18 protein-coding genes are annotated in these 22,053 nt (G+C 52.6%); 10 read left to right on the top strand and 8 right to left on the bottom strand.

The features are described 5' to 3' along the window. Positions 1 to 5: 5 nt before the first annotated feature. On the bottom strand, positions 6 to 998 hold the full coding sequence (locus ACSPJT_RS09545) for a hypothetical protein (protein WP_435896151.1): 993 nt from the start codon (positions 996 to 998) through the stop codon (positions 6 to 8). Positions 999 to 1,209: 211 nt separating this feature from the next. On the opposite strand from ACSPJT_RS09545, the gene ACSPJT_RS09540 reads away from it, so the two are divergent. Next, positions 1,210 to 1,503 carry a hypothetical protein gene (locus ACSPJT_RS09540; protein WP_435896150.1) on the top strand — a complete coding sequence of 98 codons (294 nt, stop codon included), beginning with the start codon at positions 1,210 to 1,212 and terminating at the stop codon, positions 1,501 to 1,503. Positions 1,504 to 1,513: 10 nt separating this feature from the next. Here the strand turns inward: ACSPJT_RS09540 and ACSPJT_RS09535 are convergent, their stop codons facing one another. The 4 genes from ACSPJT_RS09535 to ACSPJT_RS09520 all read right to left on the bottom strand — a co-directional run bounded on the left by ACSPJT_RS09535 (position 1,514) and on the right by ACSPJT_RS09520 (position 5,170). Continuing rightward, positions 1,514 to 2,257: a hypothetical protein gene (locus tag ACSPJT_RS09535; RefSeq protein WP_435896149.1), complete on the bottom strand. Its 744-nt coding sequence runs from the start codon at positions 2,255 to 2,257 to the stop codon at positions 1,514 to 1,516. A gap of 131 nt (positions 2,258 to 2,388) precedes the next feature. Then, positions 2,389 to 2,709 carry a bactofilin family protein gene (locus ACSPJT_RS09530; RefSeq protein ID WP_435896148.1) on the bottom strand — a complete coding sequence of 107 codons (321 nt, stop codon included), beginning with the start codon at positions 2,707 to 2,709 and terminating at the stop codon, positions 2,389 to 2,391. A gap of 107 nt (positions 2,710 to 2,816) precedes the next feature. Then, positions 2,817 to 4,106 (bottom strand): S1C family serine protease, encoded by a 1,290-nt coding sequence (locus ACSPJT_RS09525; RefSeq protein WP_435896147.1) that lies wholly within the window; start codon positions 4,104 to 4,106, stop codon positions 2,817 to 2,819. Between the two features lie 59 nt (positions 4,107 to 4,165). Continuing rightward, a complete protein-coding gene (locus ACSPJT_RS09520; RefSeq protein WP_435896146.1) occupies positions 4,166 to 5,170 on the bottom strand; it encodes a S1C family serine protease in 1,005 nt (334 codons plus the stop codon). Between the two features lie 225 nt (positions 5,171 to 5,395). Here ACSPJT_RS09520 and ACSPJT_RS09515 point away from each other — a divergent pair, with 225 nt between their 5' ends. The 8 genes from ACSPJT_RS09515 to ACSPJT_RS09480 all read left to right on the top strand — a co-directional run bounded on the left by ACSPJT_RS09515 (position 5,396) and on the right by ACSPJT_RS09480 (position 18,299). Beyond that, positions 5,396 to 7,765 carry a transglycosylase domain-containing protein gene (locus ACSPJT_RS09515; protein ID WP_435896145.1) on the top strand — a complete coding sequence of 790 codons (2,370 nt, stop codon included), beginning with the start codon at positions 5,396 to 5,398 and terminating at the stop codon, positions 7,763 to 7,765. Between the two features lie 54 nt (positions 7,766 to 7,819). Continuing rightward, a complete protein-coding gene (locus tag ACSPJT_RS09510; protein WP_435896144.1) occupies positions 7,820 to 9,466 on the top strand; it encodes a transglycosylase domain-containing protein in 1,647 nt (548 codons plus the stop codon). A gap of 215 nt (positions 9,467 to 9,681) precedes the next feature. Continuing rightward, positions 9,682 to 10,062, top strand: a complete 381-nt coding sequence (locus ACSPJT_RS09505; protein ID WP_435896143.1) for a PEP-CTERM sorting domain-containing protein — start codon at positions 9,682 to 9,684, stop codon at positions 10,060 to 10,062. Between the two features lie 221 nt (positions 10,063 to 10,283). After that, a complete protein-coding gene (locus ACSPJT_RS09500; protein ID WP_435896142.1) occupies positions 10,284 to 10,829 on the top strand; it encodes a sigma-70 family RNA polymerase sigma factor in 546 nt (181 codons plus the stop codon). Between the two features lie 11 nt (positions 10,830 to 10,840). After that, positions 10,841 to 12,253, top strand: coding sequence for a FecR domain-containing protein (locus tag ACSPJT_RS09495; protein ID WP_435896141.1), 1,413 nt, complete (start codon positions 10,841 to 10,843; stop codon positions 12,251 to 12,253). 134 nt (positions 12,254 to 12,387) lie between these two features. Further along, a complete protein-coding gene (locus tag ACSPJT_RS09490; protein ID WP_435896140.1) occupies positions 12,388 to 13,161 on the top strand; it encodes a PEP-CTERM sorting domain-containing protein in 774 nt (257 codons plus the stop codon). A 117-nt stretch (positions 13,162 to 13,278) separates the two neighbouring features. Further along, positions 13,279 to 15,897 (top strand): sulfatase-like hydrolase/transferase, encoded by a 2,619-nt coding sequence (locus tag ACSPJT_RS09485; RefSeq protein ID WP_435896139.1) that lies wholly within the window; start codon positions 13,279 to 13,281, stop codon positions 15,895 to 15,897. Positions 15,898 to 16,115: 218 nt separating this feature from the next. Then, complete coding sequence (locus ACSPJT_RS09480; protein ID WP_435896138.1) at positions 16,116 to 18,299, top strand: hypothetical protein; 2,184 nt, start codon at positions 16,116 to 16,118, stop codon at positions 18,297 to 18,299. Between the two features lie 35 nt (positions 18,300 to 18,334). On the opposite strand, the gene ACSPJT_RS09475 is transcribed toward ACSPJT_RS09480, so the two are convergent. The 3 genes from ACSPJT_RS09475 to ACSPJT_RS09465 all read right to left on the bottom strand — a co-directional run bounded on the left by ACSPJT_RS09475 (position 18,335) and on the right by ACSPJT_RS09465 (position 20,881). Then, positions 18,335 to 18,739, bottom strand: coding sequence for a DoxX family protein (locus ACSPJT_RS09475; RefSeq protein ID WP_435896137.1), 405 nt, complete (start codon positions 18,737 to 18,739; stop codon positions 18,335 to 18,337). Between the two features lie 217 nt (positions 18,740 to 18,956). Further along, positions 18,957 to 19,850: a helix-turn-helix domain-containing protein gene (locus ACSPJT_RS09470; protein WP_435896136.1), complete on the bottom strand. Its 894-nt coding sequence runs from the start codon at positions 19,848 to 19,850 to the stop codon at positions 18,957 to 18,959. Between the two features lie 53 nt (positions 19,851 to 19,903). Next, positions 19,904 to 20,881 carry a polysaccharide deacetylase family protein gene (locus ACSPJT_RS09465; protein WP_435896135.1) on the bottom strand — a complete coding sequence of 326 codons (978 nt, stop codon included), beginning with the start codon at positions 20,879 to 20,881 and terminating at the stop codon, positions 19,904 to 19,906. A 449-nt stretch (positions 20,882 to 21,330) separates the two neighbouring features. On the opposite strand from ACSPJT_RS09465, the gene ACSPJT_RS09460 reads away from it, so the two are divergent. After that, a complete protein-coding gene (locus ACSPJT_RS09460; protein ID WP_435896134.1) occupies positions 21,331 to 21,765 on the top strand; it encodes a hypothetical protein in 435 nt (144 codons plus the stop codon). Positions 21,766 to 22,053 lie beyond the last annotated feature (288 nt).

The raw sequence follows: 22,053 nt of genomic DNA, 5'->3' as shown, positions 1-22,053 counted from the left end.
ACACGTTAATCTTTCGCCGTAACTGGAATGACATTTTCCAGCAGAAATACGGCATCTTGGTAGTCCCCGTTAGAAGCTTCCTCAAAGCCGAGTAGCCAAGCGTTTTTCATGCTCCGGCCTTGCATGCTTTTGACTGGGTAGATTCTCGCTGTGTGCATGATAGGGGCTCCTTTTTGACGAGTAGGATCGGTCACAGAAACATACTTATGCCCCTCCATGTAGAAACCGAAGACAGGTTGTGTTGGTACGGTTTGAATGGACCGTTGATGACCGATGAATTTCGGAAACAAACATTGATGGGCATCCGGAAAGTCTTTGGATGAAGCTACCAATTGACCGATCCCTTGTTTGCTATCAGATCCTTTGAAAATCAAACCCACGGGTACTTTGCCAGGAGGGGAGAAGCGGGCGATCGGGGTAATGTGAAAGTGGGCACCCTTGGCCACACGGAAGTAAGAGGCGGCTACGCTGTCGCCTATCGTTGCTTTTTTACTATTCAGCGAGAGTGTTTTCCCGCCGACATCCATGGCGATGCCCAAGGCGTTTACTATTTGCTGAAGCGGAGGTTCGTTTTTCCCCTCGAACGCTGCGAGCCCCACCCCTTGGAGTTGGATCATGCAGCCTCCCTCAGTGGTTCCTATCTGTAAGACTGCGCTGTAGAGTCTTTGCTCTTTTCCAGAGTTGAAAGCTATTTCCACCACACCAAAGCTGTTTGCGGAAATTTTCTTTGGTGACTTAACAATGGAAAAAAATTCGGCGTCTTTGCCAATGATATTACATGTGGTGGGAATGTCCGAGGGTAACTTGTTAGATATTTTGACTTGCGTGTTCTGACTCTTTTTACCTGCGACAGAGCTAAGGCTTAATATCTGTTTCTCAGGGTCGAGTGCGGAATCTTTTTTCCCTGCATGTGATGGGGTGGTAGCGGCAATCTCAGCTTGGGCACTGGTGACTAAGAAGGATGCAGCGAGTAACTGAGCAATGAGAGACTTGAGCATGATGGGTGGTGTCTGAAAACTAGAACTTGCTCAAAGTGTCAGGTATGTATGACCGTGACAATCTGATAGTTGCTCGTGTTCATGGCGAAGCGGCGAGGTTGCCTCGAACTGAAATTTATCTATTCAGTCAGTGTGAGCTTACTGGAGATTGTATTTTTCCACACTACGACTTACTGCTTGAACAGAGCGGCACAGAGTGTAAGGATGGAGTATGAATTCAAAAGAACTTGCTGAATCGGCATCCAGTGGAGGCAATCCGCCTGCAGGGCTGAATGAAGCGTTGACCGCCCTATGGCTGGCCCGAGCAGGACGCTGGGAAGAGGCACACGATTTGTGCCAGAAAGTCGAGGGCACTGCAGGCGCATGGATCCATGCCCACCTCCACCGCGTGGAAGGTGACCTCCCCAATGCCGGATACTGGTATAGGGAAGCCGGAAAACCCCAGCCTGCCGGTCAGGACAAACTGGGGGAAGAGTGGATCGAGTTGGTTGAGGCTCTCGCCTGATTACCAAAGCTTAGGGTTTGAGAACGCGGACGAAGGCTTGCCATACATCAATGGTGTCTTCGACGAGCTTTTCGCGTTCACGGTCGCTGACACTGCTGTCGGTCTTAGCCCGGCTTTCTTTGTCTTCGAGACTTGTTAGGTGGCGTCGCAGAGTGGCGGCCTGTCCCTTGCTTGCGGTATTGCGATCGACTGCAAAGAGGTAGATCTCTTCCATCGTCACCTGCCGTTCGTTGATCTTGGGCGTGAGTGTATCCGCGTTGATTTTATTTAAACGAGCACCCTCGATTCGCTTGGCCAATGCTTGGATTTTCCCAAGGATACTTTCTGCGTCTTCATCGCTGAGAGCTTCTTTGTCGACGAGCAGTTTTTTGGCCTCTTGTCCGATGGTCATCAGGGCTGCCGTGGCGTTACGGCCTGTATCCTCCTCGAGGCGATCTTCAATCAGGCTGTTCCGGATAAGTAGGTAGGTTTTAGTGTGAGCCACACGGAGTTCACGGTCATTTTTAGTATAGAATCCAGCGCCTTCGAAGTTGAGCTTTTTATAGGCGGCGAACTTGTCGCGCACGGAGCCAAGTTCATTGATGTCGAAATGTCTGGCAACTGGGGCATCGGTTACACCTGTTCCACCACCGCCTCTGGGTGGGCCGACAGGGCCACGGCGTTGCGCATTCACATTGCTAAGGAGGCAGAGGGTGAGCGCAACCGCTGCTGTTTTTGTTAGATGTTTTGTTAGTTTTCTTTTTGGCGTTTTCATCTTGTATTGGGTTGGTTGTGAGATTTCCGCTGCAGGATGATAAACACCGGTGATAGGTAATAGTTGCGGGCACAAAAAAACCGGAGCGGTGAGGCTCCGGTTGCTTTCGATTGGGATTGTATAAGATCGGTTTAGCTGCCGATGTCAGTGCGACCGGAAAGAACGGCCCCTTCCTCCATGCTGAGCATCTTGGTTTTGATGTCACCGTCGAGTTTGGACTTGGTCTTAAGTTCGCATCGCTCGGAAGTGATGGTGCCTTTGACTTTACCAAAGAGCTTCACTTCACCGGCTTTGACATCACCTTTGACGAAGGCATTCTCACCGATGGTGATCTTTCCTTTTTCAGAAGTGATTTCACCTTCGATCTTACCATCAATGACCATGTCATTGGTGAACTTGATGGAACCTGTAATTTCGATTCCGTTTGCGAGGACGTTGGTTGCATTCGCCATGGCGTGATAGTGGGCTTGAGTGCGGGCTTAAGGCAATCAAACAATTTAAAAAATTATTACGGAGCTGCGGATTGTTTTGCGCCAGAGTAGGTGTTCGAAGTCAGTTTTTAACGATTTCTGCGGTTTTCACGATCCAGCCGGCGCAGCGCATCCTCGATTTCACGAAGGCTGTCTTGCGTGGCTTTCTGATTGCGACCAATTTCGTCGATATGGCGTCGAACCTTGTCCACTGGGCTTTCATCCTCCTCGGAGGTGTTACGGTTTCCTTCCCGAGTCCGAGGATTTACCTGAGCTTGGGCACGATTCCGGGAGTCGGCGTCAATCTGCGCAGCTAGATCGGGTGTGTAAGGAATCGGCTTGGTAGCGAGAATTTCCAGGATGGTAGTGGTTGGGATGATGTAAGTCTTGATCCGACTTCCACGGGCGATGGTGACTCCCACGACTTTACCTTCGAGGTCGACCACAGGAGCTCCGGTGTCATCGGGCTCGATGGCCATGTCTGACTGGAGCACGTTGGGGAAATTCTCACGGACCTTGCTGGGCACGGCACCCATGCGCTGCATTTTTGACATGCGGGCTTGAGGGACACGGCGAATGTCTTCGGAATCGGCGCGGGAGCCTAGAAGCACCTTGGTATCGTGTTCCTCTTCACCACGACGGTAGCGGACCTGAATTTCAGAACCCGGCACGAGGCGCTGGAGGATATTGCGCATTTCCATGGCGCCTTGGATTTTATTGTCATCAATGGCGAGTACGACGTCGCCGTTTTTCAGACCTGCTTTGGATGCAGCGGAATCGGCCATGACTTGTTTCAGAGGGATGCCACCTTTGCCGACGGCGGTGAAGTCCATCATGACTCCGAGGTAAGCTTTATCGCGCTCGCGAAGGCTGCGGGACTTGACGCTGACAACGCCGAGGCCTTCTACTTCGCCAGCTGGGTTAGCCAGTGCGATAAATTCACCGAGTTCGGGAGGCGCGGCTCCAAACCAGTCGATCGGAGTTAGCTGCGCGTCGCATTTCAAAATGGCGAGGTCGTGCTCCTTGTAGACGCCGGTGACAATCGCCGCATGGTTGGTGCCATTGGGCGTTCTTACCACCAACCCTTGGCTGGCAGGTGCCACTTCACTCCATTTGGTAAGGATCTTGCCGTCCTCGCTGATAGCCGTGCCGAAAGAGAGTCGACGCCCACGGTAGAGAACGCTGACGGTGCTCTTGGCAGCTGTGGCAACGGCGGGTTTGGCAGCGGTGAAAAAACCGTCGGCCTGATCCGAGAGAGCTTGTTTCTGTGCAGGGGTGAGCCTTGCGATGGGATCAGGCATCTGCAGTCCGCGCTGGGCCGAGGCCTGCAAACTGAAAGCGAGAAGTCCGATGGCGATGAGGCGTGATGGATGTTTCATGAGGCGATAGGGTTGGAAGCGTTTTGAGAGATGTTGAATAGGTGAAATATGATGGGTGGTTATTCTTGGAAATCACCGCGACGGCCCAGTTTAACCTTACGGGTGATGTTTTCTTCGCCACGTGCGACGCGCACGAGGATGACGTCGCCGGGTTTGTGTCTGAAAATTTCAGCGTGCAGTGCGCGCAGATTGGTCACGCGACGGCCGTTGATGCTGAGGATGACGTCTCCGTCGCGCAGTCCAGCATCAGCAGCTGGCCCGCCTCCGAAGACATTGCGGATGGCGATGCCACCTCGCTCGGAGTCGCCGGTAAGGACACCGATGACCGGTGAGTCAGGATCATCCATGCTGCCACCACCGAGACGGCCCCAGGTTTTTCCATCCTTCAGTTTGTCCCAGTCTTCGATGAATCCTTCGATGCTGGCGTGGTTGTTGGCCGAGAGGGAGTTGCCAATGGATGAGTGAATTCCGATGACACGTCCTTCGAGGTCAAACAGAGGGCCTCCACTGTCGCCACCGATTAGTGTGCAGTCAGTGGTGATGAAGCTATTACTGCCGCGGGCGACCATTCTGCCGAACCTGACCGGTGGGGTGCGAACGGCGTCATACCCGCCTGCGTGGCCGATGGCGATCACCAGGTCACCTACTGAGAGGTCCTTGGAATTTCCAACTTCTGCATAGGGCCATTTCTTCTGACCGTCGATGATCTGAATCATGGCGGAATCGCGGGTGTAATTGGCGCCGAGGACTTTGCCGTTAGCTTGTTTGCCGTCGGGCATGATGACAGTCATTTCCTCGGCTCCGCGAACCACGTGGCCTGCAGTCAGAATTAGCCCGTCCTCGCTGACGATGACACCACTGCCGGAGGCTCCGTTTTTGGCGGAAAACAGTGACACCGTCGCGGGCATGACTTTTTGCGAGACGAGTTTGATTTTGCTCTGCAGGGCCTTGAGCTCATCAATGCTGGTGATGGTAGGAGCTGCGTGCAGTCCGCTCAGCGCAGCCAGCGAAATCAAGCATGCGAGAGCAGAGAGGCTTCGGGATTTTAATCGCTTTAAGATCATTTTTAAAATTTGGGTTTCCAATTGCTTTAGCGTTACACAGGTATTTCCTTGTGCCACTATTTTTTGTGGCAGCACTGGCGGAAATGGAATTGGTACGATAGAGTCACCGCGTCCGAAGGCGTATTTATAAAAAAATAAGCTGCGCCCCATAAGCGATCCAACGGCTGGGTAATTCAGTGCCAGCGATTATAAGATAGCAGGAAAGGACAACATTTCACATCAACCATGGCTGGCCAAAAATCAAATTCACGTTCCAAGGGAGGCAGACTCCGTCCCCCGCGTAGCTCCACCCGCCGGAAGTCTGCCAAGACAACTGGAAAAGCTGGTCGCCGTAGCGGAAAAGCAGCCCCCAAACAGCGGAGCTTGCTTTTCAAAATCTTATTTTGGCCCTTTTTATTGGTCGGGCGCATCACCCGGAACTGGAATGCTGCGGTAAAATGGCCGGCACGCGTTGTCGGTTCTCTCGCTGTAATCGGGGCCTGTTTTCTGGCTTTGCTGGCTCTGGTCTACTTTGCCAGAGCCTCCAAGTATAATCTGGATAAAGTAGCCGAAATGCCGGCGCGCACCCTAGTCTATGCTCGGGATGGAAAGGTCGAGCTTGGCAGGTTGCATGGTGACAACCGTTATCTGATCGATTTCGACGATGTTTCGCCTTACTTCCGAGATGCCCTGATTTCACGAGAGGATGCTCGGTTCTACGATCATGGGGCCATTGACATTCGTAGTTTGGTCCGTGCTTTTAAGGAAAATATCCGCCGGAAACGTCTCGCCCAAGGTGGTTCGACACTGAGCATTCAGCTAGCGGAAAATACCTACTTCCCCCCCGACACCGGTCCCAAACCGTCCAAAGTAAAACTGGTTGATCAGAAATTGTTAGAGATGGCTGTCGCCTTCCGCATCGAGAGGAAATACGAAAAAGATGAGATCCTCCAGCATTACATGAACCGCATTTTCTGGGGTCACTCGATCCGTGGTATTGAGGCTGCGTCGCGTACCTATTTTGAAAAGCCGGCCAATAAGCTCACCTTGTCGGAGGCAGCGATGCTGGCGGGAATCATCCGAGGGCCTAACGCCTTTTCCCCATTCAAAGACATCGAGAAGGCGACCCATGAGAGAGACGTTACCCTAGGTCGTATGGTGCTCTATGGCCACATCACCCAAGAACAAGCGGATGAGGCGAAGAAGCAGAAGCTGAAGATCAGACCTAAAAACCGCCGGGTGATTCAGGATACATATGTCATGGACTCCGTGCGTCGTGAGCTCGATCGCATTCTTGAAGAACACAATATCGAAGAAGGTGGTCTAACAGTCATTACCACCATCGATCACACCATCCAGCGTGCTGCGGAACTTTCCATGGAACGTAACCTAGCCAAGGTGGAAAAAATGTCCGGTTACAACCATCAGACGCGCAAACAATGGCAGGCTCTCCCAGATGGCAAAAAGGGAGAACCCGCTTATCTGCAAGGTGCTTGTGTGGTGATTGAAAACCGCAGTGGTGCCGTGCTCTCCGTAGTCGGTGGCCGCAATGCCGATGAATCGAAATATAACCGCGCGATCCAGGCAGAGCGTCAGATTGGCTCGGTTTTCAAACCCTTTGTTTACCTAACAGCTTTTAATCAAGGCATGCTGCCGCAAACATGGATCCGCGACAGTCGCATCCGCCCGGGAGAAATCGACGGTATGTCCGGCACTTGGAATTTACACAATTCCGATGGCAAATTTGGCGATTACATCACCGCCGAAAATGCGCTTGTTAGATCGAGAAATACATCCTCTGCTCGGGTGGGTAATTTTGCAGGACTGAAAAACGTCAACCGGACAGCCATCGATGTTGGTTTCATCGATGGTATTCCGCTAACACCTTCGTCATTCCTTGGTTCTTGGGAGGCGACACCATGGCAGGTGGCCAGTGCCTATACTGTGTTCCCTAACAACGGCGACTGGTATCGTCCCTATATCATTCAGGAAATCCGCAATGCTGAAGGTGAACGCGTCTATCCGGGCAAAGGTGATTCTGGGAAACTGGTCGTCAGCGCGGCGGAGCCTGGTGCTACCTGGAGCGTATCTAACATTCTGCAGCAAGTGGTCGATCGCGGCACCGGCCGTAAAGTCAGATCTCTCGGCTACAAGGCACCGTGTGGCGGCAAGACCGGCACCACAGACGATTACAAAGACGCTTGGTTTGCAGGTTATACTGGCACCCTGACCTGTGCTGTGTGGGTGGGGATGGACAAGCCGCAGAAAATCATCAACCGGGGATATGGATCGACTTTGGCAGCTCCGATCTGGACAGACGTCATGCAGATTTCATCTCGCCTGGGTTATGCCACACCGAAGTTTAAACCGCTACGACTGCAAACGGCCAGATTATGCCGATGGTCCGCCAAGCGTGCGACTAACGGTTGTGAGGCGCACAACGCCGCTTACAATGCCGAAGTCCCCGCAGACATTCTGCCGGCGGCTAACGACTACTGCACCATTCACCCTTTACGCGCCGTACCCGCTGGCCGCAGCGGTCAGCAGCCACGCCAACCGCTCAAAGCCGTGCCCGTGGATGAAAACCGTCCACCGCGTGCTGTGCCGGTGGAATAGCCCAGTGCTTGACTCCGGTATCTGGAGTCGGGACCACAAGACTTGAGCGCAACCATGAGCTGGAAGCCTGCCAATCAATCATCCCGACTACCGGCCTGGGTGCCGGAAAGGCTGCACCGTCCTTTGCGCTGGTTGGTGAAATGGGGACTTATCTCGTCGGCCATTCTGTTAGCAGTGGTGCTGTTCTATTTTTACCTCGCGCTGCAATACAATCTCAATGATGTCGCACGCATGCCCGAGCGCTCCGTGATCTTGGATCGCAACGGCGAGGTTTTCGGGAATGTTCACGGTGAACGACGCCGCTTGATTACCCGGGAGGAGATTCCGGATGTGATGGTAGAGGCATTGCGAGCACGTGAGGATCTTCGCTTCTACGATCACTGTGGCGTTGATGTCAAAGGGCTGGCCCGTGCCACTCTTCGCAACATCAAGGACCGGTCTTTTACCCAAGGAGCTTCCACTCTGACCATGCAGCTTGCGCGAAACAGCTTTGAAATGCGGGCAAAATCCCTGCACCGCAAGTTTCTGGAAATCGCCATTACTCTACGCATTGAAAACCACTACAAGAAGGATGAAATCCTGGCGCACTACTTGAACCGCATTTATTTCGGAGCTGGCTGCCATGGAGTCGAAGAGGCAGCGCAGACCTATTTCGAACGCCCCACTTCCGAGCTGAACACCGGTGAATGCGCTATGATTGTTGGGATCATCCGTGGACCGCATTTGTTTTCTCCGTTTAGAAACTTGGAGGGCGCCAAAGCCCAGCGAGACGAGGTGCTCGAGCGCATGCAGGTATGTGGTTTTCTAACAGAGGAGGAAAAGGAGAAAGCTTTGCAGGATCCTATTCGTCTGGCTTCACAAGAGGATCGTCACCGGAACAGCTCCTACGCACGTGAAAGCATCCGCCTCAGACTGCAGTCGATCCTCGATCAGCACGACATCCGCAGCGGAGGTCTGAAAATCCACACCACTCTCGACACCGCACTACAGACCCGTAGCTCGGCAGTTCTTAAGGCTCCGATCCAATCCATCCAAGACGCCGCAGACCTTCAAGCTGCACTGGTGGTGATCGACCCCGGCACCGGAGGTATTCTCGCGATCTGTGGTGGTCGTGATTATGAAGAGTCACCGTTTAACCGAGCTTGGTTAGCCAAGCGTGATCTGGGCCCAGCTTTCACACCTTTCCTCGAAGCCATGGCTTTGGAGCGCAGTAAGGTAGTCGTCTCGGGAAATCCGGTGCAAACCGGGCGCCAGCTCGGAGTGGAGGAGACTCTTCGCCTGAGTCATCGTCTCGGATTTGGCGGGCCGTTTCAGAAAACTGAGGACCTATACCGCGGTGCCATCGCCGCCAGCCCGATGGAAGTAGCTTGTGCAGCCTCTGCCATCGTGCAGCAAGGAGAACGACCGGAGCCACACCTGATCACGGCGATTACCGATAGCGCCGGTCGAGTCCTCTACGAAGCCGGTATGTCTGGCACCAAGGCACTGTCCAAAGCCGCATCGAAAGAAGCTCTAGATAGCCTGAAAAAAGACGGCGGCAAACTAGTCACCTGTACAAGCTCCCGTCGCGACGGTTGGGCAGTTGCATTCAAGCCGGAAGCGGTCACCGTGCTCTGGCTTGGGTACGACGACCCCAAAAAGATAGCCACTGCCAATCAACTGCAGCTAGCTCTGAGTAAACTGTTGGAAACGGTGAAGTGAACTTCACAACTGAACAAATGCGAGCAGCCGAGTTTACCCATCTAATAAACAGACCGTAGCTGCGTCGTTGGTAGATTTACTGCACGGATTCGGGATGAGTGTCGAAGATGTCATACTTGGTTTCGGTGATGGAATTTCTCCTTGTCACCGCCGCCGTAGTTATCCTCGACTGTAAATGTAACCCATAGAATAAACCGTGGTAAACGCATAGAATAATGAAGATCAAACTACCTCTCCTCACTCTAGCAGCTACTATTGTAGTGGCGCAGCCCGCTTTGGCTGTCGTCATCGCCTCGTCTGATTTCTCCGGCTCCGTCGGAGCCACCGGCTCTAACGGCACAGTCATCGACACGGACGGCGACACTTTCAACGACATGACCACCGGTCGCAACAACCCTGGTTCGGGCAACAATACCGGCGTCAGCAACCTGTTCGGGACTAACGCCTACGCCGCCCTTTTTATGCAGTCCGACAATACATCGGGCAACACGATCTCCGAGTTTAATGCCTACTCCCTTCAGGCTATTCCCGAGCCATCCACCACAGCCCTTCTAGGTCTCGGAGGACTCGCGCTGATACTGCGCCGCCGTTGGTAACTTGTCCCCGTCATACTTAAACGGCTACTTTCTAAAGCCTGACTACGCTGCGGTGGTCTGGCTTTGCTGTGATTTGAGGATAGGCGTACATGACATCCCCTTGGAGTCAGCACTCGAAAACGGTGTGTAATATTGACAGTTGATTATTAGGCGCATAGCGTTGTGCTATACTGTGATCGGCAGCTTGGTCTAACTTCTGACGTACATTGGTCTCTACTGATATGGAAAACCCACATCAAATTTTAGCCGTACCATCCCCGGAGGATGTGGCAAAATGGTTGTTAGAAAAGCAATCGCACATCATTGCTTATGCCCGCGTCATCGTGCAGGACATGCAACTCGCTGAAGATATTTTTCAAGATGTCTGTGTGCGTGCTGTCAAAATGAGCGCTGAATTTGACTCCGCAGAGGGCACCGTGCGCTGGGCAATGAAGGCTGCGAGAAACAAAGCAATCGATTACCTGAGGAAAACTCGGAGAGAAGTTGCCATGTTCTCGCCTGAGCTGCTGGACCGGCTCAGTGATGAATGGATGGGGGTCACTTATCATGCCCAGCAGGATGATGGGCAACAAGCTGTGTATAAAAATCTGGAATATTGTCTTGCAAAACTCACCAAGCGAACAAGGGCCTTATTAGATATGCGTTATGGTGATGGCAGAAAGCCTAACGAAATCGCCGCAATGGTCGACCAGAAGGTGACCGCTGTTTATAAAACATTAACCCGCGCCAATTCCACGCTAAAGTCATGCATGGAAAACAGAACCTAACTCTCCCCATCATGGCGCGTAATACATTCAACGACGACGTCTTCCTCGAGCGGCTGATCCGCTTGGAGGCTGGAGAATGTAGTGCCGAGGAAGTGGCGGCTCTCAATAATGAAATGCTCGCGAGTGAGGATAAGAGGAAGGCGTTGATCGGGTATTTTGAGCAGAGCCAGCGGATTGTGAACGTGGCCCGTCAAAATAGGTTGGTTAAAAATGCCCTGCCGCTCTCCGAGATCACGGTGAAATCACGCCAGGGTCGCTGGTCCAAAATCTCCGCGATAGGCCTCTCGGCTGCTGCTGTGCTGCTCTTGTGTCTGATGATCGCGAAGTTGACTCATCCTGAGCCATCTGAGGAGACAACTGCGACTGCTACCGGCTCTCAAGTGAGAGATCAGTTCGCCACGCTTACCTATGCGAAGGATGCTGTTTGGTCCACCGGGATCGGAGTCAGGAAACCTAGGCTCAACCAGATTTTGACTAATGGACCGTGGACTCTCAAATCCGGCATGGTAACTCTCGGGTTTCATGACGGCACTCAGGCTACGATCAAAGGGCCGGCCGTGTTTGATGTGAACAAGAACAATGTGATCGAGCTATCTGAAGGCGACTTAGTGGCAGTGAACGGAGATGGTAAAAATCTGACGGTGAATACCGGTGGGAAAAGGATCGTCAGCCGAGGTAAATCGTTTGGTGTCAAGAGCGGGTCTGACAAAGAGGCAAAAGTCTGTGTCTTTCAAGGCTCGGTCGAGCTTGGTTCAGCGAACCAGCCAACCATGATGATTGCGGCCGGGAGTTATTCGCCAGCCATGAGCTTCTCCGGTATCCAACCGATGACCACGAATGATCGATCGCCTTTCCAAAAGTCTTTGATGGCGGCAATAGGCATCAATACCATGAAGGGCGCGACCCTGCTGTTTCCCTCGGACATTGAATTTGGATTGATGGAGAAAGAAGCGGATGGCACAGCCTACTTAATTCCGGAGCGGCACTTAAGCAAAGGACAGAGAATCAAAGTCACCCAGATCGGTGTCGGCACCCTGGAGGGCGAGAGCGTTCAATCCGCTGAGAAGTCATGGGTAACAAAAGAAGAGTGCAGGAGCTATCTCCTGCACGCCAGCCCTTCCACCCGTGTTGAAAGTCGCGGTTCTGGCTCTTTTGCGGGAAAAATCACCTTCCGGCATCCAATCAAAGCTGTAATTACATCCTCTAAGCTGCTCGATGCCACCGAGAAAAAACTGGCCGACTATCCTCGGACAGAATCTGATCCGGGCAGAGGTTTGGAACCATTCCACGCTTGGGAAGAGAGTGCACGCGGTCAAAAAGTCAGCGACATCATCAAAGTGGGCAACGGCGGAAAGACTTTATTTTTCAGTCTCAAAGTAGGTCACGGATTGGACCAAATCCGGATTATCACTGCTGCGCGATAAATTTTTTCAGAAAGGATGTCCTAATTTGGGAGCCTTATGCGTTGTGGAGTATGCATGCCAGCTGTGCCTTTATACTGCTGAAATAGCGGCTTGATTCTAGAATAGCGGACATGCGACAAATACAAACCAAATTTATGAACATCAAATTATTATCATCGTTACTGATATCCTCCGCTGCCATTCCGGCAGCCCATGCAGCGCTCATCGCCAATGGCGACCTCGAGGTCGCGGTTGCGGAGTATTCGGATGCGTCAGGAACCGCCACATATAGCTTGGACGCATCGAACAATGTCATCTCTTCCGGCACTGGTGGCAGTGGTGATACTGGACGAGATGCAGGAGTATGGCTGGACACCTCATTGTCCAGGGGCTTTATTCACAGTACCACAGGCGGTAATGGGGGCACCGGAGGTTTCATCCAGGAAGGAACAACAGCTAGCAACGGCAACCCTCGCGGCGTGTTGTTTTTTGCAGATGACTCCATGGCCACCACAGGCCTCATCTCTGCCACCCTCGATCTCAGACTTGACCAGGCAAGCCAGTTTATCAGCCTTGAATTATACGGCTGGAACGATGGTCAAACCGGTGTCTCCCTCTCATTGGGAGGCAGCACGTCCGGTAATGCTGATTCTTGGAACACTACGTCACTGGGTGATGCCACTGAAATATTTGATGTCGAGCTCGACACCACGACCGTGGGCGCGTGGGAAACAGTTAACATAGGCACAGCGGATTTAGGAACCGGCTTTGATCATTACGCTTGGCGTCTGGGCATTGTCGGCGCAGCTGATGCTGCCGGTGATAGCTTTGCCTTTGATAATTTGGTAGTGACCGCCGTTCCCGAGCCCTCCACCACAGCCCTGCTCGGCCTCGGCGGACTCGCGCTGATCCTGCGCCGCCGCAAGTAAATTCAACTTGATTCGCAAAGAACCCCAAAGACCTCGACCGGGCAACTGGTTGGGGTTTTTTACTCTCTAAATTCAAACATTCCGTATCTTTTTCCAACAAACTCTTCTCCCTGACCAATGAAAAAGTCACTCCCATTTCTCCTGGCCTTGACCCTGTCTTGCGGCCATGCCGACGCCGCGCCGCGTCCGAATATCATTCTGGTCATGGCCGATGACATGGGCTGGGGAGATCCAGGGTATAACAGCACCACGGTCACCTACGCAGACGGCACCCCGCACCCTGACCAGGGCTGGATCAGCACGCCCACGATGGACACGATGGCGGCCAACGGCTTGCGCTTCGACCGTTTCTATGCCGCCTCGGCAGTGTGCTCCCCCACCCGTGCCAGTTGCTTGCTCGGCCGGAATCCGTTTCGTGCAGGGGTACCAACGGCGAACTCAGGTAGGATGGAATTCGATGAAACCCCGCTCTCTGAAGTGCTGGCGGGCGCCGGATACACCTGCGGTCACTTCGGCAAATGGCACCTCGGCGTGCTGACCACGTTGACAAACGATGCCAACCGCGGAGGGCCAGGTTCTGAAAATGAATATTCTGCCCCGTGGCACCATGGCTATGATGTTTGTTACGTAACGGAATCAAAAGTGCCGACCTATCACCCCTATCGGAAAGCGAACAACAGCGCCGCTCTACCCACTAGTTTCTCTGATTCAAATTTCTATGGAAGCCGCTATTGGCGCATGCCTGCAGCATGGAACGAGACCTCGGGCGAGGGTGATGCGGTTCCCGTCAACGAAGTCAATGACGCCTTCGATGGCGATGACTCAAAGCTCATCGTCGATCAGGCGATCCCTTTCATCCAGGGTGCTGTCGCCCAGGGAAAACCGTTTTTCGTGGTGGTCTGGTTCCACACTCCGCATAAACCGACCACTGACCCGGATGGCACCAGCGCGGTGGACTCCCCCGACACGGTGAAGGACTCCATCGAAGATCTCGACACCGCCTTGGGCCGCTTACGGGACGAGCTGACCACCCTCGGCGTGCGGGGCAACACCATGCTGTGGGTGACCAGCGACAACGGTCCGGAAGACGGTCAAGACTCAGCCAACGAAACCGATACGGTGAGATCGATTCGTTCCGGACGCCTCCTTGAACGAAAGCGCAGCCTGCATGAAGGCGGACTGCGTGTGCCAGGCATCCTAGAGTGGCCGGATGTCATCACTTCAGGTATAACGACCAACGTGCCGGCCAGCACCAGCGACTACTACCCGACCATTCTCGATTATCTGGAGCTCAGTGTGCCGAATCAGAAACCGCTCGACGGCATCTCGCTGCGGCCGTTCATCGAGGGCACTGCCACAGAACGCACCAAACCGATCGGCTTCAAATTCAGCGGAGATCATTCCTGGGTGAACCAACAATACAAACTTATCAACGACGGCAGCGGCTGGGAACTCTATGATCTCATCAACATTCCGGCAGGAGAAGAACCCGAACAAAGCGCACTCGCCACAGCCGCCAACGTGGGCACAAAACCGCAGGCTGTTCAGAATATTTACAATACCATGTTAGCGGAGTTCAACGCTTGGAACGCCACCCTGTCACCCGACACGCCTTATGTGCATTCCTCCCAGCCCACCGTCGTGCTCAGCACACCCTCCGGCACGGTGGACGCTCCTTTCGTGGTCACCGCCACCTTCAACGAAGCCGTGACCCAACTGCATGCCAATGAGTTTGTGGTTTCCAACGGCACCGCCTCCGGACTTTCCGGCAGCGGCACCACTTGGACCGTGACCATTACACCGGGCTTGAGTGGCGCGGTGACAATCGACCTCCCTGAAGGATGCGCCATTGATGCCTATGGCAATCCCAACGGGCAGTCCAACCAACTCAGTGTGAGCTACACAGATCTAAGAGTTCACGAGGTAGTCACGCTGGTATCGACAGCCGGACAAACGGTCGATAGCAACGGCACTGTGGATGCGACGTCGAACGGAAGTAACAACGATGAAAAATTTACTGCAGGCACTATCAATGACGGAGTTGCAAATCCCTACACTACACCCCTGTTTGTCAGAGGCAATGGTGTCGACGCCACACACAGAGTTTCCGCATACACCCGCTTTAATTTGTCAGCCTTAACTGGACATCCCATTATCAGTGCCTCTCTCAACTTCAATGGCCACTCCCTGAACGAGGGAGGAGCTGTGGATATTCAGTTATCAGCACTTGCTGTTAATTGGGCTGAAACAGGGCCTCCGGCCCCTACTTACAGTCCTGCTATATACGGTGAAGTTGTCAGTGGAGGCAGTATAATCACAAACCTTGAGGACTCAAATCACACCAAGGATTACTCCGTTGATGTCACAACCATAGTGCGTAATTGGACGGACGGCGTGTGGCAGAATTACGGAATACTTTTTCAACTCTCAAGTGATACATCCAACAATGGTTTGGGCATTAAAACCTCTGGAGAGGGTGCACTGGAACTTACCGTGGAAGTTTTACCGTTCAAAGTGAACACTATCTCGGCCGATACGGATGGTGATATAACCTTGGAATGGAACTCCATCGCGGGAGCCAGCTATCGGATCGAGGCGAATGATGATCTTGACCCAGAATGGGAACAAGTGGCGATGGTGACAGGTTCACCCGGAGAGCATACATCCTACACGCATATTGAGGGAATGATCGGCTTCGACCGACGTTTTTACCGAGTCGTATTTCTGTCGCATTAGAGGTCCTCTTTGATCTACCTAACTGATGAGGGGCATGGAAAGTTATCAATTGGAGTTAGAGTGATGGAAATCTGAAAAAAGCACCAGCCCAGCGACTGGTGCCAGGGATTCAGAGAGTAGGACGGTTCCGTGATTGAGGGCAGGCGTTTCAAGGTTTGAAAAATTGTAGAGACTCATCCAGTATCTGCATTTCAAAGATGCCCTGAACTCATTGATCAATGCCTACTCTTCGTAAAATCAGCCACTACTGTTGTGCCGTTGTCTCTCTCTTAATCTGGAACACTGCGATGAGCGTCAATGCGGCGCCGAACCTTGTTCCAACTGAACCCTCCACCGAGCCTAACTACTGGTGCACCTGGTATTCTCAGAACTACTGGATCGGCCACGGCACGGATCTCAAGACGCTCAAGGGGGTGAAGGGGGCGGCTGCCCGTGACGAAATCAACGAGCACGCGACGTTCAACCAGAAGGACGGGTGGGCGGTGAGCTACCTTCCGCGAGGTCGAGAAGACTATATTTTTCTCATCGATCACGGTTGGCAGACCAAGGATCCGAACAAGCGTATCGCCGGTGGGGACACAGCCTTCAACCTCGTGATGGATGAAGAGGATTTCCCCCGCTACGCAAAACTCGAACCCAAGGAGCGGCTGAAACAATTCAACGCCGATATCAAAAAGCTCGGTTGGAACTCTCTGGGTATCTGGATGCGTGGTAATGTCACAGAGGAACAAGCCCGGACATTTGTGCAGTGGTCAAAATACGCAGGCATCCACTATTGGAAAATCGACGGCGGCGATACTTCCGCGTTTTACTGCTTCAAAGCCAAACAAGAAATCTTTCCTGAACTGGTGCTCGAATACGTCACCGGAGCCGGGGGGAATATCAATCCGAAGTGGAATCAAAAGCAGCCAAGCTATCCCTCGGTGTATGAAATCGGAGGCAGCTTGCAAAAACCGATGCTCAATTGTCTCAAGAATTCTGACGTTTTCCGCACCTACGACTCATCGCCTCTACTGATGACCTCCACGACTCTGCGCCGCGTTCACGACATTCTCAAACAAAGCCAACAGCAACCGCAATACCGTTCCATTCTCAACGTTCAAGATGACTGCAATACCGCTATCGGATTGGGTGTTCTGGTTGCGAGTAAACGTCACCCGAACTTCAATGAGCGCACATACAAAGGTCGTGATCTTCATCACCAGCTTGCAGGCCCGCGTGCGATGCAGAAGCGGATCGATGAGGCTCAGCGTTTTGGCCGATGGTCTCGTCTGGCTCCGGCATTTCCGGCGGGAGAAGGGAGTTATCTAGCGTCCGAAAACGAACTGATCGATCGTTGCCAATTCACTGAATACGACACATGGGCGCAAAATACCTACGGTAAAATGGTCAGTCAAAGTGCCCCGGCGATCATGGCGCGCAACATGCCGCTAGCTATCGTCGAGATCGACGGTCCAGCCCCTTTCGTCTGCACCACCACCTACCCGAACGGTGCCACCGGTATCGCCACTGAAGGTCGTGTGTCTCCGGAAAATAAATGGTTCGAGCCGCGGGCCAAGGTCACCGTCAAAATCAAAGACGCCAAACAAATCATCGGTATCGCCGGGCATTACCAAGAACTCGTTCTCGATTTCGCCGGTTCTCTCTCCGGTGTCAAACATGTCTGGGCACAAGATTTGTTAGCTACCGAAGCCAAAGACATTATGAGTGAAGTCCGTATCGAAGGATCTCGTCTGATTCTTCCAGGCAAGCTCATTGATCAAATAGGAACCTCGGCGGCCACTCCTGGTGATATCTCCGCTCCAGGGCTGGTGCTTCGTCTCGAAGGTGAGAACCTACCCATCGCCGGTGAAGATTTCACACCAAAAACAAAACCCATCACCTCGGTCAAAAATATTTCCCCCAAGCCAAGCCAACAAGCCGATGGCTACAGGGGAACTGCTACCCTGACCAAAGTAGGAGACAGCTACAAAGTGACAGCCAATGGCGCAAACCAGTATGCACTTAAAGCTCTCCAGAAAACCCTAACCACTGGCAAAGTGACTTTCACTTGGGACATGACTCCTGCCGAGCAAGAGAAAAGTAAAAACGGGTTCCTGATTGTCGCCAGTGACGATCAAGCGACCTCCGCCATCGTGGCCGGATCATGGATGGGGTCTAACAAAATAGTTCTATTCGAGAATCAAGCCGACTGGACTGCGGCTCCAACAGTGCCCTGCGAAGTCAAAGGGACGGTAACGTGTAGCCTCAATGTCGATCTGGACGCGCGCACCGCTGCCCTGACCGTGAACGGTAAAACCACAAAAATATCATACACCGAGTCCTTTACCAGCATCAGCCACGTAGGCTTTGGCGTTCATCGAACGACCACAACTTTCTCGGTGCCCAACGTCACCAAGTAAGGCTGGTTCTGAGCTGTCTAACAAGGTCACCTATATTAGGAGCGTTTGGCGTCGATCGAGAGATTGTTGTATTTCTCGCGGAATGCTAACAGGGCGGTGATGTAGGCCAGATAAATCATCTGCGAGCCTGCTGCACTCCAGTTTTCGATCATGCAGGATCCGAAGATGAGAGAAATGATCATCAAGGAGCCGATGGTAAGCGTTTGACGCGTGTAAAGGCCCAAAATGAGCAAAATGCCAACGATGAGTTCGGCAATGGGAAGCACGTAGGAGTAAGGTTTGACCAGAAAGGTAGGCAACGAGGATTTCTCGAACAAACCGACCATCCATGCTGAAAACTCAGAAAGTTTAGGGAGCCGGACGAGCCCGTGTGCGGCTAAGTTGACGCCCATACCCAGGCGCGCGAGAGTGTAGGAGAGTGATTGATCGGTTGGTTTCATAGGTGTCAATATAGGCTGATTTGGGAAGATTTCCAGAAATGATAAAATTGATTGTTAGGGGCGCCCAGGCATCAGTTTGAGCGTTCTGCAGATGAGGTGGCGGTTGCAGGTTTTCTTGCGATCATAAATCATAGGATGCACCGACTGTTCATGCCGTGATGTTGGCAGATAGACTACTCAGTCGCGAGAGCTGGCAATGGTGTTGTGTTAGGATCCGCTAGGACGATTCCAAGGACTCTCCGTGCAGGCGATCACTCTCCTCACGAAACTGTTTAGGTGTCATGCCGGCGTTTTTACGGAACACACGGGTGAAGTAAGAAGGATCCTCAAATCCTATGTCGTAGGCGATTTCAGACACACTCATACGGGAGTGCGCAAGTTGGCGTTTGGATTCTAACAAAATACGTTCCTGAATTAGCTGACTGGTATTTTTTCCAGCGATTTTTCGCAACGTAGCAGCCAGATGGTCGGTCGAGACATTGAGAGCGGTAGCGAACTGCTTTGGGGGAGGATTACTCCTCCAAGACTGCTCTAATAAATCAAGAAATTCAGTGTAAAGTCGCTCTGCTGCTGTATGTGGTTGATCGGAAAGTCGCAGATGTTCTCTCAGTAGATCGACTAACAGAATGCTGAGGCAGGAGCGCAGCACGTGGCGGCGGTGTGGATAGTCGCTCACCCACTCGGTGCGGATTTTTTTCAGCAGGACTTCAAAGTCTTTCAGGATTCCTGATGTGAGGGGAGTGACGGTGGGAATGGGAGGCCTGAGGATGGCGGCAGGGCCGCGACTGCGATCGGTGGCGGCGAGTAATTCAAGATCGAAAGCGATGATGTCACCCTCTAGGTTTTTAGCATCTGGCCACTGGTGCACAGTGCCTGATGGGATGATGACCGCGCAGGGAGCATCGATCTGATAGGTTTCAAAATCTGCCAAGTAGGTTCCAGTGCCTGACTCGAAGATCGCGAGCTCATGAAATGTATGCCGGTGTAGGCCTGCGCGCACCGGAGCCTCGCGCACGTTATCCTCGAAGCGTCCATGCGTAAAGATACCCTGCCGAGAAAACTCATCGGCAGGGTTGTGGAGTCCTATTTCAGGTATGTGCTGCCTTTTCACACGTAGCAGCTAGCCGCAGAATACGGGTGGCTGCAAGGAAGATCACGCGATTGCTAGGTAGCTACTTTTTCCTTGATGGTGGTTGGGGACTTCAGGGAGATCCGGGCGATTTCGTCTTTGCGTTTAAAACTGAGGCCTTCGTGTTTGGTGGCGTATTCAAGGAAGCGGCGGATGGCATTGACCACTCCCGGAGCTCCGCCTATGCGGTCGTGAGTGGAGATGGACATCATCACGCGGCGCTTGGCGGACTCGCGGTAGAGCTGATCGAACTCGTCCTTGAGCTGGTGGTAAAATTGATCGGTGGAAAAGTGGCGACCTTCGATGAGGGCGATGTCGTTGCAGCGCAGCGTGTAGGGGACGATGACGAAGGGTTTATCGTTCACAGGAACGATGAACGGTTCGTCACGTGAAAGATCATCGATGTGATAGGTAAAGCCCAACTCTTGGAGAATGGAGAGAGTGTTGGTGCTGCGGCGAAGCCAGTTGCAGTTATATCCAAGTGGGGTTTTTCCGGTGGCTTTTTCGACGGCTTCCACCCCCTTGGCGATGAAGCGTTTTTCTTCATCGCGGCTCATATCGAACTGATTATCCCAGCTCATGCCGTGGGCAGCGGCCTCATGACCACGTCTGACCATTTCCTTGGCAAGATCCGGATTTTTCACCACGGCATCACCTACCATGTGGGATGTGACCTTGATATTGAATTCATCCCAGAGGTCTAACAAACGTGGGATTCCTTCGCGATAGCCGTATTGAAACCAGGTTCTGGCAGGGAGGTCTGGGTATGGTTTGGGCAGTGGATTTCCTGAGAATGGAGACTCCATGTTGAACTCAGGCTCGCCACCGGCTTCGAACTGGGTTGAGATCGAGATGACCAGGCGTTCACCGCCGGGCCAGTATTTTCCACCCCTTTGTGGATCGGTAGATGGTGATTGATTTTGGGCGTGAGCCTTTGCGGCCAAGCCAGCGGCTCCGAGCGTGGCTGCACCGGCTTTGATGAACTGGCGTCGTGATGTTTGTTTTGGTTCCATGCCTGTATGGAAGCATGGTTCATTGAAACGAAAGAGCCGACAGTTTGGTGATACGGGGATTGTGACTAGGACGATTCCTAGAATTCTGTAGCTAGGCCTCTACGTTTTTCTATTGGGGATATCGCCTCGCTGCTGTCGATCGCATTGACGAGTCCACGTGTCTATGACTTGGAATCAGTCGCTGCGGTCATGGTGTGGGTGTTGTTGTTCATGGCATATTTTGTGGATATGAAAGGATCAGTTTATCAGAAATGGAGGTGAAAGGTCAATCTCTTAGAATGATATATGAAGGATGGTGATGGGGCACCAATCCATGAGGAACATAGGCTGGAAGATATGCCTTTTACATCGTTTGAATTTCATCGGTACATAACGAGATGTAAACATATTGAGCGTGCCAATGACTGGAGCTAAATTTGTATTCCCTTAAATTCTAACAATATAGAAACATGAAATACACACCCTCCAACATGCCCAAATTATTCAGCCGTGGAATGAAGTTCGCGGCCGTCGCGACAGCAGCTGCTTTCACAGCGCTGTCACCAGTCAATGCCGACAGCTACGCCACCCTTGCGCGAGCAGGCGATACGATCACGCTTGAGAAAGGCGAGACCGCTCTGATCTATTCCGCCTCTGGAGTGATCGCATACAGCGCCGCTGGCAAACAGTGCGCATTCCTCCGCTTTTCTGAAAATCGTGATCGCACATCCACTGTGGCGGAAACCTCAAAATACCCCATGCCATTGGTAGGGCCTGCCAAAATTACCATTCGTAGCACGGATGGATTTTGCGGCATGCGCATCGTCAATACTGGCGAGCGAGCAGCAGATACACGTGCCAGACTGGCATCATCAGCACCGGTGAAAAGTGCCGTGCGTCCATAAGTTTTTTTTCATTGGTTGCTAATCCTCGTGTGGAGCCAAGCCTGCTGGCTGGCCTCTACGCGAGGATTTCTTTTGCCCATCTTTCTCTCCGGACGATCCGAGAGTCGGCGGGTGTGGGACTGAAATTCAAGTTGCTCGCGGTTTTTCGCCTAATATTGTAGTGGGCGGATCGCCTGAAAAAGAGCCGTCCTGATGGAAATACTGGTTGTTAGGATCTAAATTCGTCACGAGGGGACAAATGTCGTTTGCCTCTGTATTGAAATTGACGATAAAATCCTAAAAATGATA

It is taken from the genome of Oceaniferula spumae, assembly GCF_042849255.1.
In the GTDB taxonomy this organism is placed as follows: Bacteria; Verrucomicrobiota; Verrucomicrobiia; order Verrucomicrobiales; family Akkermansiaceae; genus Oceaniferula; species Oceaniferula spumae.
This window is presented reverse-complemented; position numbering and strand designations above follow the sequence as displayed.

Bases quoted from the DNA above. Each gene is read 5' to 3' on its own strand.
- ACSPJT_RS09505 (WP_435896143.1), top strand. From the start codon at position 9,682: ATGAAGATCAAACTACCTCTCCTCACTCTAGCAGCTACTATTGTAGTG.
- ACSPJT_RS09460 (WP_435896134.1), top strand. From the start codon at position 21,331: ATGAAATACACACCCTCCAACATGCCCAAATTATTCAGCCGTGGAATG.
- ACSPJT_RS09500 (WP_435896142.1), top strand. From the start codon at position 10,284: ATGGAAAACCCACATCAAATTTTAGCCGTACCATCCCCGGAGGATGTG.
- ACSPJT_RS09520 (WP_435896146.1), bottom strand. From the start codon at position 5,170: ATGATCTTAAAGCGATTAAAATCCCGAAGCCTCTCTGCTCTCGCATGC.
- ACSPJT_RS09515 (WP_435896145.1), top strand. From the start codon at position 5,396: ATGGCTGGCCAAAAATCAAATTCACGTTCCAAGGGAGGCAGACTCCGT.
- ACSPJT_RS09510 (WP_435896144.1), top strand. From the start codon at position 7,820: ATGAGCTGGAAGCCTGCCAATCAATCATCCCGACTACCGGCCTGGGTG.
- ACSPJT_RS09495 (WP_435896141.1), top strand. From the start codon at position 10,841: ATGGCGCGTAATACATTCAACGACGACGTCTTCCTCGAGCGGCTGATC.
- ACSPJT_RS09540 (WP_435896150.1), top strand. From the start codon at position 1,210: ATGAATTCAAAAGAACTTGCTGAATCGGCATCCAGTGGAGGCAATCCG.
- ACSPJT_RS09535 (WP_435896149.1), bottom strand. From the start codon at position 2,257: ATGAAAACGCCAAAAAGAAAACTAACAAAACATCTAACAAAAACAGCA.
- ACSPJT_RS09490 (WP_435896140.1), top strand. From the start codon at position 12,388: ATGAACATCAAATTATTATCATCGTTACTGATATCCTCCGCTGCCATT.
- ACSPJT_RS09530 (WP_435896148.1), bottom strand. From the start codon at position 2,709: ATGGCGAATGCAACCAACGTCCTCGCAAACGGAATCGAAATTACAGGT.
- ACSPJT_RS09475 (WP_435896137.1), bottom strand. From the start codon at position 18,739: ATGAAACCAACCGATCAATCACTCTCCTACACTCTCGCGCGCCTGGGT.
- ACSPJT_RS09545 (WP_435896151.1), bottom strand. From the start codon at position 998: ATGCTCAAGTCTCTCATTGCTCAGTTACTCGCTGCATCCTTCTTAGTC.
- ACSPJT_RS09465 (WP_435896135.1), bottom strand. From the start codon at position 20,881: ATGGAACCAAAACAAACATCACGACGCCAGTTCATCAAAGCCGGTGCA.
- ACSPJT_RS09480 (WP_435896138.1), top strand. From the start codon at position 16,116: ATGCCTACTCTTCGTAAAATCAGCCACTACTGTTGTGCCGTTGTCTCT.
- ACSPJT_RS09525 (WP_435896147.1), bottom strand. From the start codon at position 4,106: ATGAAACATCCATCACGCCTCATCGCCATCGGACTTCTCGCTTTCAGT.
- ACSPJT_RS09485 (WP_435896139.1), top strand. From the start codon at position 13,279: ATGAAAAAGTCACTCCCATTTCTCCTGGCCTTGACCCTGTCTTGCGGC.